Source organism: Enorma shizhengliae, from assembly GCF_009676995.1.
GTDB classification, from domain to species: Bacteria; Actinomycetota; Coriobacteriia; order Coriobacteriales; family Coriobacteriaceae; genus Enorma; species Enorma massiliensis.
The window spans coordinates 257,729-276,627 of record NZ_VTFZ01000001.1 but is presented as its reverse complement, the minus strand read 5'-3'; the positions used below and the strand labels follow the sequence as shown (position 1 = coordinate 276,627).

Sequence of the window (18,899 nt, the reverse complement as noted above, 5' to 3'; positions counted from 1 at the left end):
ATGAGCGCTTCTCTTTAAAGAACCAGCAGGTAGATGCGTTTTCTGGTTCTTAACTACTCAACCCTCTCCGAAACAACCGTTGATATCCGAAACGAATGTGTTGCGAACCGCTCACAGCGCCTCAACAAGACGTGCGCCCTGCAGCCGTTCCGCCAAAAGTCGGTCGGTGGTCTCGACAACCTCAGCAGACACGGTTGAGAAGAACTCGCTGGTGAGCAGGCGATAGGGCGGGTGGTCGAGCGCGCCTTGGTTCTCTCGGACAATCTCATGCGCAACGCCGATGGTCATAAGCACCGTGCGCTCGTCGAGCTCGTACTGCGGAAACGCCGCGGCGGCCGCAATGAGCCGCGGCGTATCGCGAGGAAACGAGGTAATGGGCAGTGTCTTGCCGAACCAGTCGAAATCTCCCTGTTTTTTAATGCGAAACTGCTCGCTGGGCTTATCGCCAAGCGCATCAAGAAACTCGTTGACGCGCGTGTTCCAAATGTTATCGGCCAGAAGGTGTGTCCATACGCCAAGCAAGAGATCAAAGCCCGAGCGCTCAAGTGCGGCAGTCGAGCAATCTTCGTCGGCGGGGGTCCCCTGCTTGGGAGGATTGATGGTCACGCCCTCGTAGCGCTGGGGATAGTGGATGCGATTGACCGTTTCGCGCTCAATAGCAATCGATGCGGGAGCGATGGCATCGGCAATGGGGACGCGGCCCTCTACGATACCAAGGCGCCCTGCAGCGGGGGCGACGTAATCGGCCCAGAACTCATGCTCGCGCGGCTTGGGGATAGGCTCGGGCGTTGCGAAGTGCGTGATGCGATACGCGATGGGCTCGCGCACGTCGGGAACCATGTAGCCCACCGGGATGTCCGGCACGAGCGCACCAAACAGAAAGGCATTGCGGTCCCGCACGGTGCAAGCGACCGCGCCATTGCGGGAAAAGAGCTGCTCGCTCTGGGCAATATGGATGTTCCAACTTGGCACAAGAGCTCCAATCGCTGTTTGCTCCCGAAGAGGGCCGGGGGCGGGTGACGTCCCTGGGCTTGGTCCTCGCTTCGCTGCGGAAATTGCCCCGGGGCGTCACCCCCCCACCGGGCCCCCGCGCGCACATCGTTCTCGCTAGAAGTGTAGGGCCGAACGGGCTCCAAGGGCCGAGGTGCGGCACCTGGCAAGCCGCACTAAGCGCGGACTTCGCCGCCGGTAGCCTTGCACACCTTGGTCACGAGCTTCTGGTGCACCTTCTCGACCTCTTCGGAGGTAAGCGTGTGGTCGTCGGCGCGATACGTAAGCGCGAACGCCATCGACTTCTTCCCCTCACCCACGCGCTTGTCGTCGCGGTACACATCGAAGAGGCGCACACCGCGCAGGAGCTTGCCTCCGGCAGACTGAAGACGACGCTCCAAATCTTCGCAGGTAACGCCCTCATCCACCACGATGGCAAGGTCCATCTCGACCGCTGGGTACGACGAGAAGTCGCGATACGCCTGCTGGTCGCGCGAGCACGTGATGAGCGCGTCGAGGCTCAGCTCAAACGCCACGACCGGAAGATCGATGCCGTACGCATCGCGGACCTCGGGGTGAATCTCGCCCACCCATCCGAGCACGGTACCACCCGCCAGCACTTCGGCACCGCGGCCCGGCTGCAAGAAGGCATAACCGTCGCCCTCGGCCGGGCGGAACCGAACCTTCTCGACTCGGAGCTGAGCAAGCAGCTCTTCCACCACACCCTTGCCGTCAAAGAAGCGCAGCGGCGCGAATTTCTGGTTCCACGTCACATCGCCCCACGCGCCGGACAGCACGCCGGCGAGCGAACGACGCTCCTTGGGCAGGCTCGCGTTCTCGCGACCGCAGAAGAGCGTACCCATCTCGTACAGGTGCACGTTGGCCGTGCCGTGCGCGTTGTTGTAGGCAACCGACTGCAACAGCCCCGGAAGCAGCGAACGACGCATCTCGGTCTGCTCGGCCACGAGCGGGTTCATGATGACGACCGGCAAGCCGCGGCCCTCGGTGCTCATGCGAGTCTTCTCCAAGTCGCCGGGCGCGGCGAACGAGTACGTCGTGGTCTCGTTGAGCCCGCAGGAGCGCAAGATGGCGCCCACGCGGCGAAGCAGGCGCTGCTCGTGCGTGAGGCCGCCGATGTGATTCTTCGCTGCAGGAATGGTCGCCTCCACGCGGTCCATGCCCCAAAGGCGCAGAACCTCCTCGATGAGGTCGATCTCGCGCTCGAGGTCCGGACGGAAGCTCGGCGGCACTACGCGGAACGTTCCCGCAGCGCCGGTGCCACCGGCCGCCGCGTCCGCGCCCGCGCCACCGGCGCTCGCAGCGTCCACGCGCACCGTGCAGCCGAGCCGCGTGAGCGCGCGCTTGATGAACTCCGGCGAAATCTGGGCACCGCAGATGAGGTCGACGCGCTCCTGGCGCAGCACGAGCTCCGGCTGCACCTTGGGCGCAGGATAGAGGTCCACGTAACCCGGTGCGACCTCGCCGCCCGCGAGCTCCTCGATGAGCGCCGCCGTGATGTTCGCCACATCCACACAGCCCGCCTCGTCTACCTGGCGCTCAAAACGAATCGATGCCTCGGAGATAAGCTGCAGATCGCGGCTCGTGTGCGACGTGCGCCCCGCATCAAAGCATGCGCTCTCGATGAGCACGTCACGCGTATCGTCTTCAATCTCGGAATCCATGCCGCCCATCACGCCGGCCAGCGCCACGGGGCGCTCGCCATCGGTGATGAGGCCCATGCCTTCGTCGAGCGTACGCTCAACGCCGTCGAGCGTCTGGAAGACCTCGCCCTCGTGCGCCCCGCGCACCACCACGCGGCGATGCCCGTCGCGCTCGGCAAAGGTATCGAGGTCGAAGGCGTGCAGGGGCTGGCCGGTAAGCATCATCACGTAGTTGGTGATGTCCACGATGTTGTTGATGGAGCGCACGCCGGCTGCCGCCAAGCGCTCGACCATCCACTCCGGCGAGGGCCCCACCTTCACGTTGCGCACGATGCGCGCCACGTAGCGGCTGCACAGCCCCTCGTCGGCGATGGCGAGCGAGACCTCGTCGGCCGTCGGGCGCCCAACCTCCTGCTTGATGGTTGGCAGCTCGATATGCGTGTCGCGGTCGAAGATGGCTCCTACCTCGCGGGCCATGCCCACCATGGAGAGGCAATCCGGGCGATTCGGGGTTATCTCGCAGTCCAGAACGGTGTCCGACGTGCCGCGATACTCGGCGAACGGCACGCCCACCGGCGCGTCCGCGGGCAGAATCATGATGCCGGAATGATCACCCGAAAGACCAAGCTCGCGCGCCGAGCAGTTCATGCCGTAACTCACCACACCGCGCAGCTTGCTCTTCTTGATCTTGATGCCACCGGGGAGCTCCGCCCCCACCAGCGCGGTCACGATGTGATCGCCCTGCTCGAAGTTTTGGGCGCCGCACACAATCTGCAACGGCTCGGGCGAGCCGTCCTCCCCCAGGTTATAACCTCCCACATCGACCATCGTGACCCACATGTGGTCGGAATCCGGATGGGGCTCTTTAGACACGACCTTCGCCGTCACGACATGGTCGAACGATTCGCCCACGGTGTCGATGGCCTCAACCTCAGTGCCCGTACGGATGAATTCGCGGCTGAGCTCTTCCGGCGACTCCGGAACATCGATGAGCTCCTGCAGCCAGTTATATGAAACGCGCATTGCATTCTCCTTCTGCGTAACAATGGTGACAACGGGGCGACAGGACTTGCCAGCCCCTCACCTGCGGTACTGCTCGGTTTAGAACTGCTCCAAGAAGCGCATGTCTCCGGTCATGAGCGTGCGCAGGTCGGGCAGGTCGTACCGGAGCGCCGCAACGCGCTCCACGCCGATGCCAAACGCGAAGCCGGTATAACGGTCGGGATCGACGCCGCAGTTGATCAGCACGTTCGGGTCGATCATGCCGCAACCGAGAATCTCGATCCAACCGCTGTGCTTGCAGAAGCTGCAGCCCTTGCCCCCGCAGACGTGGCAAGAAACGTCGAGTTCGCAGCTCGGCTCGGTGAAGGGGAAGAAATGCGGGCGATAACGCGTCTGACGGTCCTCACCGAACATCGCGCGCGCGAAGTAGTCCAGCGTGCCCTTGAGGTCGCCGAACGTAATGCCCTCGTCTACCACGATGCCCTCGACCTGGTTGAACTGGGGAAGGTGGCAGGCGTCGGCCGTATCCGGACGATACACGGTGCCGGGAACGATGGCATAGATGGGCGGCTTCTGATGCTCCATGATATGAATCTGCGCGCCGGACGTCTGGGTGCGCAGGAGCACGTCGGACTCGCCGTGCGCGTGCTGCTCGGGGTGTGCCACGGAGCCGGGCGCGTTGTCCACTACGTAGAACGTATCGCGCGCGGAACGGCTCGGATGGTCCATCGGGGCGTTCAGCGCAGTGAAGTTATAGTACGAGGTCTCCACCTGGGGGCCCGATTCGACGGTATAGCCGATACCGCAGAACACGTCCTCGATCTCCTCTTTGATCTGGTTGATGAGGTGGGCATGGCCGATGGTCGGGCGCGCCCCCGGAAGCGTCACGTCCACGGATTCGGTGGCCATGAGCTCGCGCATAGCCTGGCGCTTGAGGTCACCGGCAGCGTGCTCGATGAGGCTCTCGGCCATGCGACGCAGCTCGTTCGCGCGCTTGCCGAGCACTGGGCGCTCTTCAGGCGCAACCTTGCCCATCATGTGCATAATCTGCGTGATCTCGCCCTTTCGGCCGAGGAGCGCCACGCGTGCCTCTTCAAGCTTTTTCGCATCTGTCGAGGCGGCAATCATCTCCTGCGCGCGCGCCTGCAACGCATCGAGATCGTCAATCAGACCCATGTACTTCCCCTTTCGAAATCTCCCGGTGCTCGAGGTCTCTGGAACATCGCCCGAGACGAAAAGAAAAATCCGCCCTCGAGCTCAGCTTGCTCAAGGACGGATGCAATTCCGCGGTACCACCTTGGTTGGCTGCGGGATGTCGTGCCCCGCATACCCTCTTTGGCCTGATGTCGCCCAGGCGGCGGCTTCCCTACTCAGCGCAATGAGACAGTTGTGCCGGGTACATCTGTCTCGCACATCTGCCATGCGGCCGTTCAGGTCGCTACTCGGGAGTGAACGCTGCATCCTTGCCTCCGCAGGCGGGCTTTCAGCCGGTGACCCACCCTCTCTGAACGGCGACGCGGCGGGTGCAACCCTCTCCGTCAACGCGTTGGTCGAAATGATAGCACAACGGGTGCGCCTCCCACGTGCAATTATGCGGAATGCGGTGTGCTCAGCTCGCAGCGCCGGCGGGGCGAATGCCCCTAATCGGGCAGGCTCACCTCGTAGGCATTCTCGTAATCTCGTCCAATGGCAATGGTCGCACTCTGCTTGTCAAGGTTATACACCACCGACCATTGCGTCTGGCTCTCCTCCCCACGGCTATTGATATGCGGCTCCTGCGAGCACGCGGCGAGGAGACTCATAGCCTCATCCTCGGAAAGAACGCCGTCCGTCGCCCCAAGCCCCTCAGTCACGATCTGGTAGCGGTCTTGGCCCGTTCCGAAATCATACTCACCTGGCGTGAGCAGGAAGTTCGTAGCCGCCATGTACGTGGTACCCGCAGCGGGCTGGCCCGCAGTCGTCACGTCGTCGGGGTCGAGAACCGACATCTCGTTATCAACATACTCGACCACCACGGTATCGCCCGAGGCATCGGCGATCTGGAAGTGGTAGCAGCTGTTGGCACTCGAATGCATGTCGTACTGTTCAAGCAGGTCAAGCGCTTCGTCCACCGTCGCGCACTTATCGAGCATAAGACGGATGGCCGTCGTAGTTGTGATGTCCACTCTGTCGGTTTGCTGATTGGTGGGGTCGGTGTCGATGAGCAGCACCCCCACGGCCAGGCCAGCTTCGTTCACGCCATCAAGCGGCGCGTAAGGGGCCGCGAGCGCCGTTATGCTCGAAGTGGGAGAATCCGGCAACTTGTCTTCACCGTAGCCAAGGAACCCCAGGTTAACCATAGAAATCGATGCGTAGCCATCCGCCGGATCGGTGCGCACCAGCATGCTCGGCGAATAGCTCAAATCGAAGTTACGGCCAAAGATTGCGTCGCCTTCTGACGTGGTGGCGTTGAACGTCGAGCACGCAAGGTCGGGCAGCTCAATCGTTATGGGAAGCCCTTTCATGAGATGCTGCACGACGAACCCGATGAGCTCGGCATCGCTGGAAGCGCCTCCCTGGGCTATGAACTCGTCAATGCCGTAATCGCCCTCATAGGTCATGGTATAGAAGGGGTAATCGTTCACCTTCTTGATGGATGCCACGGTCGCGATTTCATTGCGGAACATAAATGCAATCCCTGCCATCGCAAGAACGATAAGCGCTACGAATACGACGGCCACACGGATAACGATCTTCTTCACGCTGAGCGCTTTGCTCGTTTTGGCCTGTCCTTCCATGCATTCTCCCCTGATAGACAACATAGCGGCGCATCATGCTAGCACAGGATGCTGGCATTAGTGACGATTATCATGTTTTCGTCAATTTACGCGAGGGAAATGCAGGCCTTCGGTTTAGCGGTCCGCAATGACGGTCGCTTACCCCATCCCTACGACAGCAAATTCGCAGCGCACATTGCCGTTTTGCAATTTCCCCATCGAAATCTGGCTGGATTTCGCAGGCCACGACGCGCAGAATACTTACCTCGCTCAGTGCAGATAATCTGCTGCAAAAAACTCCAGCACGACAAGTAGCCTATCAGCTGACCAATCAAGAGCTCAAAACGCTCGAACTTGAATAACCGCCCCGGCATGCGCATTCAGCGCGGCGCCCCTGCATGTACAGCCCCATATACAAAAGGATGTCGACGGGATGCCCATCCCGCCGACATCCAGAGGGCGCTTTGAGAACGTAGGCCCCATCGGGTGCCTCCGCGCAGAGCCCTAATTCAACACGACCTGTTCGCCATAAATGCCTGGCAGGGAAATAGTTGCCCCGAGCGTGCTTCCTCGGCAAGCGGCTCAACAATGCATTGCGGCCCCAACCCGTTGACACCAAATGGGAGCTCATTCCCTGACCAGCAGAGTGGGGTACACTGAGTTCACACGAAACGCCTCTGTTTGAAAGGATCGCCATGGCCGACAACCCAACTATTCAGCAGCTCAAACGCCTCGAGCGCGATCTGTGGCTGCGTACGTACCTTATGGGCATCCTGGAATTCGACGGGGAAACCAAGGCGCCGCCGAAGGGCGCACCTGCGCGCGCGGAAGCCATGGGTGCACTTGCCGGCGAATACCATGAAGCGCTTACCAGCGCTTCGGCGCAAGAACTAATTGCCCAGCTCGAAGAAGCGGCAGCCGCCGGAGAACTCGACGAGCAAACGGCAACTGAGCTTCGCGTCCTCGCCCGCGAGCAGCGCGAGGCGGTTGCCATTCCCACCGAAGAGGCTGCAGCGTGGTCGAAGCTCACCAGCGAAGCGAACGCCGTCTGGCACAAAGCCAAGCTTGCGAACGACTGGGAATCGTTCGCCCCGTACATCGATCGCATCCTCGCCGCGCTTAAGCGCCAGGCCGCCTGCATCGATTCGACGCGCGACCCTTACGATGTATGGCTCGATCAATACGAGCGCGGCATGAACTCGGCCGCCTACGACCAGTTCTTCGACCAGGTCAAGGCCACCGTCGTGCCGCTTGTGCACGAGATAGGAAAGCACCCCCAGCCCGAGGCGCCGTTCCTCACCGCCCGCGTGCCGGAATCCGTGCAGCTTGACATCGCTCGCGAGCTCATGGACATCGTGGGCCTTGACCCCGAGGCCTCTGTTCTCGATTGCGTCGAGCACCCTTTCACCAACGGCATGGCGCCCGGCGACGTGCGCATCACGACGCACATCTACGAAAACAACCTGCTCAGCAACGTGTTCTCGGTCATCCACGAGGCTGGCCACGCCATTTACGAGCAGAACATCGATCCCGCGTACGCCTACACCTGCCTGGGCACCGGCTCCACCATGGGCATCCACGAAAGCCAGTCGAGATTCTTTGAGAACATCGTCGGGCGCTCGCGCGCATTTATGGGCCCGCTTCTCGCCGTGCTGCGCAAGCACGTTCCCGAGGCGTATGGAAGCGTCTCGGAGGACCAGCTCTACCGCGCGGCAAACATCGCGCTGCCGCAGCTCATTCGCACCGAAGCTGATGAGCTCACCTACCCGCTGCATATCATGGTGCGCTATGACATCGAGCGGATGCTCTTCGCGGGCGAGGCAACCGCACGCGACATCCCTGAGCTCTGGGCGCAGTTTACCCGTACGTACCTGGGGCTTGACGTGCCGAATGACACGGACGGCTGCCTGCAGGACACGCACTGGTCGAGCGGAAGCTTCGGGTACTTCCCGAGCTACGCGCTCGGAAGCGCCTATGGAGCGCAGATGGTACCCGCCATGGCGGCGGACGGTGTGGATGTTGATGCCGCCTGCGCCGCAGGCGACCTTGCGCCCGTGCGCACCTGGCTGCGCGAAAAAATCTGGCGCTGGGGCGCGGGCAAGGACGCACCCGAGCTCATCCTGAACGCATGCGGCGCTCCGTTTGACGCCACGTTCTATTGCGATTATCTGCAAAAGAAATTCAGCAAGCTATACGGGCTGTAGAGAATCCGGCCGCGCCAGCAGCAACTCGCTGGCGCGGCCTTTTGCTTCGCGCTCTGCTTAGTCCCTGCCGGCCTTCGTCGTATGTTTCTCGCTCGGCGGACCCAGATTGGCGGGCACAGCACGGTGGGCCCAGGTCGGCGGGCCCGGCTCGACAAATCCAGCTCGGCGGGCCCAGCCTTGTGCTCTGAGTAAACTTTCATGCCGAATTACGCAATAAGAAGGCGAAACATGGCTCTTGTTTCGTAATTCGGCATGGAAGAGCCTCCGATACAAAGACATGCAAGCGATGCCCTATGCCTTGCCAGCAGAGCCGCAGGTGTCAATTGCGTGAGCTGCAGCCGCCTCGATGCCACGGAAAACCACGTTATAGAGGTCATAGGCTCCGTTGCCCGTAAAATCTGCATCCTCAAGGGCACGGAGAGCCCCGCAATATAAGTCATGGGCAATGTTGAGTTTCGCCACACCCATACGACAAGCGTTCCGTAGGTTTTCCTCGCCCGACCCCGAGCCTCCATGCAACACGAGCGGCACCGGCACCTTCTCTCTCAGCTCGGTGAGCAAACCAAATTGCAACTCGGGAGTTCCCTCGTAGGCTCCATGTGCCGTGCCGATAGATACCGCGAGCGCATCAACTCCCGTCTCCGAAACGAAGCGCACCGCTTCATCGGGATCGGTATACACGCTATGATCCGCCGTCTCGCCCGTGCCGAGCCCCATGCCCACATGGCCGAACTCAGCCTCAACGCCCACGCCAACCGCATGGGCAACCCGCACCACTTCGCGCATGCGGCTCGCGTTCTCCTCATAAGGCAGCGCTGAACAATCGAGCATCACATCGGGAAATCCAAGCCTAATGGCATGCATGACCTGCTCGAACGTTTTTCCATGGTCGAGAATAACCGATACCGGAACGCTCGCCTCTTCTGCCACGCGGAGTACGCCCCTGCCAATCGTCTCGAACGAGGGGATCACCTCGTAAATAACCAACAGGATAAGCGGCGAAGAAGCCTGCTCGGCCGCCGCGATACAAGCACGCGCCTGATGCTCGTTCCCGCACCCCAGAGCGGGTACGCAGTATCCCTGCTCACGAGCATCACGCAGCATCTGAACCATCGAAACAAGCACGGTAGCCAACCTTTCTTGCAATACACCAACCCCGCCGAATAAACCCAAGCAAAAAGCGGGTGTCACCCATAGGCGACACCCGCGCGATTACAAGGCCTTCAACTCGTCCGCCAGCGTTTGGCAGAGCTCCTCGGCTTGGACATACGTTCCAAGCATATCGAAGAATCCATGATCACAGCCACAGTAGTGCATGTTTCGAACCTTCACACCCAGATCTTGCATGCGCTTCACCAGGTGATCGGTCCCCACGCGAAGGTAGTCGTATTCCGACGAGATGGCGAGCACCTCAGGGAACTGCTCGAGCACCTCGTCAGACGCTGCCGCAACATTCACGAGCGGATTATCCGACGTAGTCTTACCCTGCAGGTACAGATTAGAAGAAGAGGTCTCGCTCCCCTCCACGCCGCTGCGAATACGCTCGATGCGACTCTTCACAAGCTCGAACTGATCCTCGCGAACCGGATACTCATCGTACGACCAGGTATATTCGTCCAGCGTACGCCAATCGCGAAGATCCCACCCAGGATAGATGCCAACGATCTTTTTGATAATGCGCTCCGCCCCCGATGCCATGCGTTCGAGATCCCTCTGCACGCACGCCGCGGTGAGCGAACCGCCTGCCGAATCTCCAGCGACCATGATGCCCTCTGGATCGACGCCCAGCTCGGCGGCATGCTCGTGCACCCAGCACACGGTACCCCACGCATCATCAATCGGTCCGGGGAACGGGCACTCCGGCGCGAGACGGTACTCAGGGAAAATTGCGACTGCCCCCGAAAGCTCCGCTACGAGCTTCATTTGGTTGGCGTACAAACGCATGTCACCCGCCGTAAAACCGCCGCCATGCAGATAAATCATCACGGGACAATTCTGCGGCGCTCCCTCGGCACGATATATGTAGATATCAATGAGGTGATCGTCGTCGATGGGAATGAGCCGTTCGTCTACGCCAACGTCCGTCGTCGTGAGGTCGTATGTCACCTTGTCGGGACGGTAGCGCTCGTTGGAAAGCCGCCACCCTGTTTGAGCGCGCTCGGAGAACATCTTGCGCTTCTTCTCCATAACGGTTTCCAGGCGCGGGTCGACAACATGCTCCTCGTCCACATCGGGCACCGGCTTAAAGAGCGTTTCGACTCCATAAACCTCCCCCGTATACTCCCGCTCACGGATCCGACCGACAAGCGACACATCGTAGAGCCGGCCATCTGCATGCTCAACTTGCTGCATATGGATCTCCTTAGTTGCTGCGCCCTACACCGTAGCGATCATGACCGCATCACCTTGTTGGAAGGCAACGCTCGCATAGTCTTTGCCGTTGATGAGCGAGCACACGATAGTAGTATCAACGCCCGCCTTCTCGAACACATCTTTGTCGAAAGACGCGATGCGCTGGCCCGCAATCACGCGGTCGCCCTTCTGAACAAACGTTTCGAGGCCAGCGCCATCGAGCTTGACCGAGTCGATGCCAATGTGAACCAGCACCTCGGCGCCGCCATCGGTCACGATAGTCACCGCATGCTTGGTGCCAGCGACCGCATAAACCGAACCAGCAACCGGAGAAACGACATCACCGTCTGTCGGCTTCACTCCAAAGCAAGGACCAAGAATGCCCTGCGCGAACACGTTGTCCGCGATATCCGCCTGAGCGATGTACTCGCCCTGCGCGGGAAGCACAAAGGACTCGTTTGCCGTTGGAGCCTTCTTTGCCGGTTCCCCCTCAGACTCAGGCAGGGGGTTGCCGTCCTCATCCTCCTCGTCGTAGATGGAGTCATCGAATCCGATAACCCATGTGAGCACGAAGGAAGCGACCGCCATGAACGCCACAAGAATAAGCGCGTTGGTAAAGTTGGCCATATCGCGATCGGGCCCCATGTAAAGCAGGATGTTCGTGAGAGAATATCCACCGAACGCATAGCACTTGAGCTGCATGATGCCCGCAAGCAGCGCCGTTGCGATGGCAACGATGGTATGCACGTAATACGGACGAACCATCTTGTAGGAAATGCCGTAAGTCGTGGGCTCGGAAATGCCGCCGAACAGCGCCGAAAGCGCCGCCGGGAATGCGATCTGACGCAGGTTGTTGCTCTTGGTCTTGAGCGCAACCGCGAGCGCAATGAAGCCAGGCGTGATGGTGCAGCAGAAGAACGCGATGTTCAGCAGGTTGTCATAGCCGATCGTAGCGATATTCGCCGTAGCGATGGGAACGAGCGCCATGTGGAAACCAGGAAGCACGACGCCAACGGTCGTGAAGAAGATGACCATAGCGGCAACAGTAAACCAGGGCGCAACTTCGCTGATCCAATTGATGAATGCCGTGAAGTAATCGGTAATGAGGGCACCGAGCGGACCAGTCACGGTCAGAGTAATCACGCTCATAACCAAAAGCAGCAGGAACGGCTTGAGGAAGTGGCGAACTACCTCGGGGATCGCGCGCTTGAGGAACATGTCGATCTTAGACATCACCCAGACAGAAAGGATGATCTGCACCACGGCGCCATTGTAGGTAGTAAGCGTAACCGGCAGACCGAAGTAGCTGACGAACTCCTGGCCCTCCGCCGTCAGGGTGTTCACCATAGTCACCCAGTCGGGGTACAGAAGCGCGCAAGCGAGTAGCATCGCGAGCACAGGCTCGGTATTAAAGCGCTGGGCCGAAGTGTACGCCACAAAAACCGGCATGAAGTAGAACACAGCCTGCGAGAAGTTGTATAGGATGGCGTACGTGGAGTTGCTCGAATCGATTCCGAAGAACACCGACATGATGGTCAGAATCGTGGCAAGGAAACCCGCGGCAACGAGACCGGGGATAACCGGGCTCATGATGCTCGCGAGCATGGACATGAAGCCCGCAACGTAATCGAGAGGCTTCTTAGGTTTGTCTGGTGAGGCTACCCCTCCCCCTGCCTTTCCCGCAAGGCTTCCAACCTGCTTCTCAACCGCCAGATACAGGTCTTCAATTACCTGTCCAACAATTACCTGAACCTGGTTGCCAGCCACCTCGAGCCCAAGCACGCCATCAACTTTCTTAACAGCCGCTTGGTCGATTTTTGCCGGGTCTTTTACCACAACACGTAGGCGGGTGGCGCAATGCGTGACGTTGGTCAGGTTTCCTGTTCCACCAAGGCCCTGGATAATGCTCGTGGCCATGGCTTTGTAATCAGATGCCATGTTTCCTCCTTTTCCCTGCCATCGGCTCTCCTAATACGAACATGGCCCGATTGTAAATGACGTGTATCTTTTATGTATTTGAAATCCGTGAAAGGTATTTTCTTAGCGGTAAACGCGCTAGGAGCCGCTGGTCAACGGCTTGTACTACAATCAAAGCCGTTGCTAAACGGTCGAACGAGAGGATGGGAGGCCCATGGAGGAGCCGGCTACCAGCGCGCTAGACATGCTTTGCTCGGATATCGAGTTGTTCGACGCAGAGAAGCGCATCGTGCAGTACATCCTCGATCACCCGAGACAGGCCTCGAACATGACTTCGGCGGCGCTCGCACAGGCAAGCGGAGCATCGGAGGCAACAGTCTCACGCCTAAGCAAGCGCCTCGGCTTTAATGGCTATCGCTCTTTTCAGCTCTCGCTCAATCGCGACATCGCCAAAGAGCGTCCCGGCATTGCGCCGAGCGAAATATCCCTTGATAACGTTGGCGGCTCTCTTCAAACGATACTCAGCACGAAGTCTTCTGAGCTCGAGATGACCGCTCAGCGTCTCGACCATAGCGAGCTGCGCGCCACGCTTAGGCTGCTCAGTGAAGCATCAATCATCCAGATCGTGGCAGTAGGCAACACCATTCCCGTCGCGATGGACGCTGCCTTCAAGTTCAACCAACTTGGACTTCGAAGCATAACGAGCGAAATAAACGAGAAAGCCTCCGCCTTCTCGCTCACCCTCACCAAGCAAGACCTGCTTGTACTCATCTCCAACTCAGGAAAATCGAGAAGGCTCATGCAAATTGCTCAGGTAGCCCGCTCGAACGGAGTTCCCATCGTGCTGCTCACGAGCGAAACCGAATCCCCTCTCGTTCACATGTCGGATCATGTGCTCACAGCAGTGAATCGCGAGCGGCTCCTCACCACGCGCGAATTCCAGCTCTCGCGCATCCCTCTTACCTTTGTTGTTGAGGTGCTGTATTACTTCCTGTACTCCATGCTGCCGGACCCGAAGCATCACATCAGCCTCCACGAATCAATGATGGCATCAGATAAGAAGCTCGATGCTTAGGTGAACGCCGCCAGCCCCTCCGCAGCACCGCCGCGGTGTCGCATGTCGAACAGCTCTGAGTAAACTTGCACGCCGAATTACGCAATAAGAAGGCGAAAATTGGCTCTTATTGCGTAAATCGGCATGCAAGAGCTTGCGCGGAGCCCGGCAGGGGCGCATAAAACACATTCTTTCATGCCGAGCCTTCAAAAACCGAGCTGGAACATGCAGCCGCGTGCCGGCATGCCATGCGGGCACGACGCACACCGTCGTGCGCAAGTCGCCACGCATGCAGCCTCACGCAGGAACGCCGCGCTCACGGAACCATGGCGCACGATAGCTCACGCCGCGCCCACGGAGCCCCGGCCGCGATGGCTCACGCCGTGAGGAACACCATCACGATGATGCAGGCAAAGCCGGCAATGTCCGGCATGGTGAACACCGTTCCCAGCACAACAGCGCTTGTCACCGCAGCTGAAACAGGCTCCACCGTGCCAATCAGACTCGCACGCATGGAACCGATATCCTTCACGCCCTGCATATACAGCGAATACGCAAGACACGAACCCACGGCGGCAAGCACGAAAAACGCGCCCCAGCCCATGCCGTCAAGCTGCGGCATGCTCGCCCACGGATGAAAGAGGCACGTTGTCACGATTCCCGAAAGCAGCATGCCCGACCCCGTGACCACCGAGGCTCCGTATTTAGGAAGGATGCGCGCCGGAATGATCGACATGCATGCAGCGCCCACCGCCGAAACGAGACCGATCGTCAGGCCCTCGAGGGGAATCGCCAGGTTGGAGGGGTTGCCTCCGGTCGCGAGAAGATAGGTGCCCGCCAGCGCCAGAACAACTCCCGCAAACTCCCTCCGGCGCGGCGCGCGGCGCGACCTCAAGCACGAATACACCATAATCATCACAAGCTGGAGGCATTGCAGCACCGTCGCGGTGCCCGCGTTGGTCAGGCGAACCGCCATGAGATAGCCGTACTGGTTGAGGAGCACGCCGAGCGCCGCGAACACCACGAGCACTGCCACATCGCGCTTCGTGGTGAGTAGGCGCACCAGATTACCTCGATCCGTACGGCGCGAAAGGATAACAATCAAGAAGATCAGGCCCGACACAATCTGGCGGGCGCACATGAGCCAGATCGTATCAACGGTATAGTTCTCGAACAGAAAGCTTGCGCATGTGCCGGAAAAGCCCCAGAAGATACCTCCGAAAAGCGTCGCAAGCACGCCGGTAACTGCGCGGCGGTCGCGCTCGGCATTTGATCGGCTGCGCCGGATGCGGCGCCATGCGCGCGACGCTGCGTCCACGCCGAACCTGTTCACCGATTTTTCTTCAACCGTCTCCGTCGCTTCTGCCGCCACGCCCTGCGCCCCTTTCCAATACCTTTTCCATCCTTCACCTTAACGTAAGATTCAGCAGGTTAAAAGGCATGTTTATGCAAAGTTGAGCAGGTTCGATCACATGCTTTAGCCCACCGGAGCATGCCCTTGGAAAACGCCGGCGTGCCGCGGCAGCACCGCTGCCCAAGCCCCGGCGGCATCACATTCTCACCACGATTGGGCGACCGAGGGACGCCAGCATTAAGGTCGCAGGCGGGCGGTCACTCATCTCGCACTGCGGGCGCGACAGGAGCCAATCCGCGCACAAGCGGGTCGCTCCACGCGCAATCGGGGTATAAGCGTTACCAGGCTATACACCGTAAGGAGAACCATGGAACCCGAAACCACCCCTTCTGAAAACAATCCGCAGGCCGCGGAAACCGCCAACCCCCGCGCTGCCGCTGCTGCGCTGCTCGCGCCTGGAACAACAACCTGCGGCTTCACCGTCACGCATGTTGAAACCATAGACGAGCTCGATGCCGACGCCTACGTGCTCTTCCACCATGCATCCGGCGCGCGCCTGCTCTACCTCGCCTGCGACGACGAGAACAAAGCCTTCTCCATCGGCTTCAAAACGCCGCCCGCCAACAGCACGGGCGTGTTCCACATCCTTGAGCACTCCGTCCTCGACGGTTCGGAAAAGTTCCCGCTCAAGGAGCCCTTCGTTGAGCTCATCAAGGGCTCCATGCAGACGTTCCTGAACGCCATGACCTACCCGGACAAGACCGTCTACCCCGTTGCCTCCACCAACGAGCAGGACCTGCTCAACCTCATGGACGTCTATATGGACGCGGTGCTCAACCCGGCCATCTACACGAAGCGCGCCGTCTTCGAGCAAGAGGGGTGGCACTACGAGCTCGACGTGCCGGAAGGCAAACCGCTCGCCGAGGGCATGCTCCGTTACAACGGCGTGGTGTTCAACGAGATGAAGGGTGCGCTCTCCGACCCCATGAGCGTGTTGGACGACGCCGTGGGCGCGGCCCTCTTCCCCGACACGGCGTATGCGTTCGAATCCGGCGGCGACCCGCGGGTGATACCCGAGCTCACCTATGAGGAGTTCCTCGACACGCATGCCCGACACTACAACTTGGCCAATAGCTATCTCACCCTGTATGGAGACTTCGCCGACGTGCGGCGCGAGCTCGCGTTTCTTGACGAGCGCTACCTCTCGCAGGAAAACGCCGCCGGCCGCCGCATCGCTGCCGAACGCGCCGCAGGAGCCCGCCCCGCCGCGCTCGCGCCCAACCCGCTCGCCATGCAGGAGCCGACCGTGTGCGACTACAAGCGCATCGAGATGCAGACCACTCCAGAGAACGCCCTCGTGGGCATGGGCTATGTCATTGGCCAGGCGCTCGATACCTTCCGCACCGTTGCAGCCGACGTGCTCTTCGATGCGATCCTCGGCTCCAACGAGGCCCCGGTCAAGAAAGCGATTATCGCCGCGGGCTTGGGCGGAAATGTGACGAGCTACACCTCGTCCGCTTGCCAGCAGCCCTATGAGCTCATCATCTTGCAAAACGCGCGACCGCAGGCGGCACAGGAATTCCGGAACGTAATTGAGGATACCTGCCGTGACCTTGTGGAGCATGGCGTACCGCGCGACCGGCTCGAAGCGGTGATCAGCAGCAACGAGTACGCGCTTCGGCAGCGCGATTACGGCATGTCGGACGGCGTCGTGCTCGCCTGCGAAGCGCTCTCCACCTGGCTCTATGATGACGATGCCGCAACCGACGCCCTCAAATACGCCGACACCTACGCGGCGCTTCGCGAAGCCCTCGATGGCCCGTTCTTTGAGGACCTGCTGAGGGAACTCGTGCTGGAAAGCAATCACTGTGCCTTGGTTGAACTCGTGCCGGTTGGCGCCGGCTCAGGCGAGGACGCAGCGGACGCGCCCGGTGCGGATGACAACGCGGGGAACGCACCCAGCTCGAGCGAGGGCGCGGCAACAGGCTCGGCCGACTTCGCCGGTAGCGCCGAGGCAGCGGGTGGCGGTTCCGACGCCGCCGACACCGAAGCGGCAAAGCTCGCCAACATCAAAGCGAGCATGAGCACCTCCGAGCTCCAAGCAATCCTCGACGACGTGGCAGAACTTCGCCGCCAGCAGGAAGCCGAGGACGCGCCCGAGGATCGCGCGAAGCTCCCGCGCCTCCACGTGGAGGACATCTGCGACGCTCGCCCGGATCCCGCCTGCACGCTCGATGACGCCGCGCCCATCCTCTGCCTCCGCCACAGCATCCCCACACGCCGGCTAGCCTACGCGCTCACCTACTTCGACCTTACCCACGTGAGCTATGCCGAGCTCCCCTACGTGAAGGTGCTTTGCCGCCTCATGCAGCAGCTTCCCACGGCGCAGCACACTGCCGCCGAACTCGACAGCTTCATAGGCTCTAACCTTGGCTTTCTTACCTTTACCACGGAGGTTTTCCAGCAACCCAATTGGAAGCTCGCCCGCCCGGTACTGCTCGTCTCGGCGGGAGCGCTCTCCGAGAAGATCGATGCGCTCGCGAGCATTCCCCGCGAGGTTTGGGCAGAGACCATCTTCGAGGACACCGATCGCATGCGCGACGTTCTCACGCAGCTCAAGATAGGTATGGAGCAGACGTTCATCACCGCGGGGCACCAAGCGGCGCTCGGGCGCGCGCTCTCGTACGTGTCGCCCGCAGCGGTCATCTCCGAGCAGCTTGGCGGCGTGGACTTCTACCGTTTCCTGCGCGATCTCCTCGACCACTTCGATGAGCGCACGGGCGAGCTCTGCGACAAGCTGCGCGAGCTGCAGCAGCGCATCTTCACCTCGACCGGCACCGTTGCGAGCTTCACTGGCTCCGATGAGGACTATGCCCGTTACTGGGCGGCGGCCGGGACGCTGGGGCTTGCCCCGCGCACCGCTCCTGCCAAGGAGCTCTATGTGCCCATGCCCGAAGACAAGCACGAGGCGTTCGTGATTCCCAGCGACGTATGCTACCTGGGACAGTCCACCGACCCGCGCGCGCTCGGCATTGCGACGGACGGCAGCTGGGGCGTTGCAGCGAACGCTCTCTCTTACGGCTATCTCTGGAACGAAATCCGTGTAAAGGGCGGTGCGTACGGCTGCGGATTCCGCGCCGCTGCAGACCGCCAGCTCGCATTCTATACGTATCGCGATCCGGCGATCGACCCCTCGATTGACCGCATCGCGGGCGCCGGCGCATGGCTCGGCGAGCTCGATACAGACCGCGACACCTTCGAGGGGTACATCGTCTCGACCGTCTCGAGCAACGACGCGCCCGTGAAGCCGTATGCGCTTACCAAGCGCATCAACGGGGCGTATTTCTCGAAGCGCACCCCGGGATACCGCGAGCAACTACGATCCGAGATGCTCGCCACCACGCCCGAGCGCCTGCGCGAGCTGGGCTCGGACGTTGCGCAGGTTGCCGAAAAGGCCCCGCGTTGCGTCTTCGGCGGACGCGAGATCATCGAGGCGAGCAACGCTGGGTGGAACGTGGTGGACCTGCTCGGGTAACGGAGGCAGGCGACGGGCGCTCCGTCTCCCCAGCGCCCGGATAAGGCGCCGGGTACTTTACCCCCCCCCATCGC

Annotated in this window: 11 protein-coding genes; 3 read left to right on the top strand and 8 right to left on the bottom strand. The window is 60.8% G+C overall.

The window, feature by feature from the left end; all coding sequences use genetic code 11:
* Positions 1-111: 111 nt before the first annotated feature.
* The 4 genes from GJE22_RS01060 to GJE22_RS01045 form a co-directional block, all read right to left on the bottom strand.
* Entirely contained in the window at positions 112-972 is an 861-nt protein-coding gene (locus tag GJE22_RS01060; RefSeq protein ID WP_144687326.1) for a hypothetical protein, read from the bottom strand.
* A gap of 194 nt (positions 973-1,166) precedes the next feature.
* Positions 1,167-3,674, bottom strand: coding sequence for a phenylalanine--tRNA ligase subunit beta (gene pheT, locus GJE22_RS01055; protein ID WP_144687328.1), 2,508 nt, complete (start codon positions 3,672-3,674; stop codon positions 1,167-1,169).
* A 78-nt stretch (positions 3,675-3,752) separates the two neighbouring features.
* Positions 3,753-4,829, bottom strand: coding sequence for a phenylalanine--tRNA ligase subunit alpha (gene pheS / locus GJE22_RS01050; protein ID WP_144687330.1), 1,077 nt, complete (start codon positions 4,827-4,829; stop codon positions 3,753-3,755).
* Between the two features lie 464 nt (positions 4,830-5,293).
* Positions 5,294-6,430: a C45 family autoproteolytic acyltransferase/hydolase gene (locus GJE22_RS01045; RefSeq protein WP_186297352.1), complete on the bottom strand. Its 1,137-nt coding sequence runs from the start codon at positions 6,428-6,430 to the stop codon at positions 5,294-5,296.
* 674 nt (positions 6,431-7,104) lie between these two features.
* On the opposite strand from GJE22_RS01045, the gene GJE22_RS01040 reads away from it, so the two are divergent.
* Positions 7,105-8,613: a carboxypeptidase M32 gene (locus tag GJE22_RS01040; RefSeq protein ID WP_144687334.1), complete on the top strand. Its 1,509-nt coding sequence runs from the start codon at positions 7,105-7,107 to the stop codon at positions 8,611-8,613.
* A gap of 291 nt (positions 8,614-8,904) precedes the next feature.
* Here the strand turns inward: GJE22_RS01040 and GJE22_RS01035 are convergent, their stop codons facing one another.
* The 3 genes from GJE22_RS01035 to GJE22_RS01025 form a co-directional block, all read right to left on the bottom strand.
* Complete coding sequence (locus GJE22_RS01035) at positions 8,905-9,738, bottom strand: class II fructose-bisphosphate aldolase (RefSeq protein ID WP_144687336.1); 834 nt, start codon at positions 9,736-9,738, stop codon at positions 8,905-8,907.
* Between the two features lie 87 nt (positions 9,739-9,825).
* On the bottom strand, positions 9,826-10,965 hold the full coding sequence (locus GJE22_RS01030; RefSeq protein WP_144687338.1) for an alpha/beta hydrolase: 1,140 nt from the start codon (positions 10,963-10,965) through the stop codon (positions 9,826-9,828).
* Positions 10,966-10,989: 24 nt separating this feature from the next.
* Complete coding sequence (locus tag GJE22_RS01025; protein ID WP_144687340.1) at positions 10,990-12,903, bottom strand: glucose PTS transporter subunit IIA; 1,914 nt, start codon at positions 12,901-12,903, stop codon at positions 10,990-10,992.
* 193 nt (positions 12,904-13,096) lie between these two features.
* Here GJE22_RS01025 and GJE22_RS01020 point away from each other — a divergent pair, with 193 nt between their 5' ends.
* Positions 13,097-13,957 (top strand): MurR/RpiR family transcriptional regulator, encoded by an 861-nt coding sequence (locus tag GJE22_RS01020; RefSeq protein ID WP_019127545.1) that lies wholly within the window; start codon positions 13,097-13,099, stop codon positions 13,955-13,957.
* Between the two features lie 355 nt (positions 13,958-14,312).
* Here GJE22_RS01020 and GJE22_RS01015 read toward each other — a convergent pair whose 3' ends face one another.
* Complete coding sequence (locus GJE22_RS01015; RefSeq protein ID WP_144687342.1) at positions 14,313-15,308, bottom strand: DMT family transporter; 996 nt, start codon at positions 15,306-15,308, stop codon at positions 14,313-14,315.
* 349 nt (positions 15,309-15,657) lie between these two features.
* On the opposite strand from GJE22_RS01015, the gene GJE22_RS01010 reads away from it, so the two are divergent.
* Positions 15,658-18,825 (top strand): insulinase family protein, encoded by a 3,168-nt coding sequence (locus GJE22_RS01010; protein ID WP_144687344.1) that lies wholly within the window; start codon positions 15,658-15,660, stop codon positions 18,823-18,825.
* Positions 18,826-18,899 lie beyond the last annotated feature (74 nt).

What these genes read in the sequence shown, in the direction of transcription:
- pheT (WP_144687328.1), bottom strand. Translation starts at nt 3,674, where the DNA reads ATGCGCGTTTCATATAACTGGCTGCAGGAGCTCATCGATGTTCCGGAG.
- pheS (WP_144687330.1), bottom strand. Translation starts at nt 4,829, where the DNA reads ATGGGTCTGATTGACGATCTCGATGCGTTGCAGGCGCGCGCGCAGGAG.
- GJE22_RS01045 (WP_186297352.1), bottom strand. Translation starts at nt 6,430, where the DNA reads ATGGAAGGACAGGCCAAAACGAGCAAAGCGCTCAGCGTGAAGAAGATC.
- GJE22_RS01040 (WP_144687334.1), top strand. Translation starts at nt 7,105, where the DNA reads ATGGCCGACAACCCAACTATTCAGCAGCTCAAACGCCTCGAGCGCGAT.
- GJE22_RS01030 (WP_144687338.1), bottom strand. Translation starts at nt 10,965, where the DNA reads ATGCAGCAAGTTGAGCATGCAGATGGCCGGCTCTACGATGTGTCGCTT.
- GJE22_RS01025 (WP_144687340.1), bottom strand. Translation starts at nt 12,903, where the DNA reads ATGGCATCTGATTACAAAGCCATGGCCACGAGCATTATCCAGGGCCTT.
- GJE22_RS01020 (WP_019127545.1), top strand. Translation starts at nt 13,097, where the DNA reads ATGGAGGAGCCGGCTACCAGCGCGCTAGACATGCTTTGCTCGGATATC.
- GJE22_RS01010 (WP_144687344.1), top strand. Translation starts at nt 15,658, where the DNA reads ATGGAACCCGAAACCACCCCTTCTGAAAACAATCCGCAGGCCGCGGAA.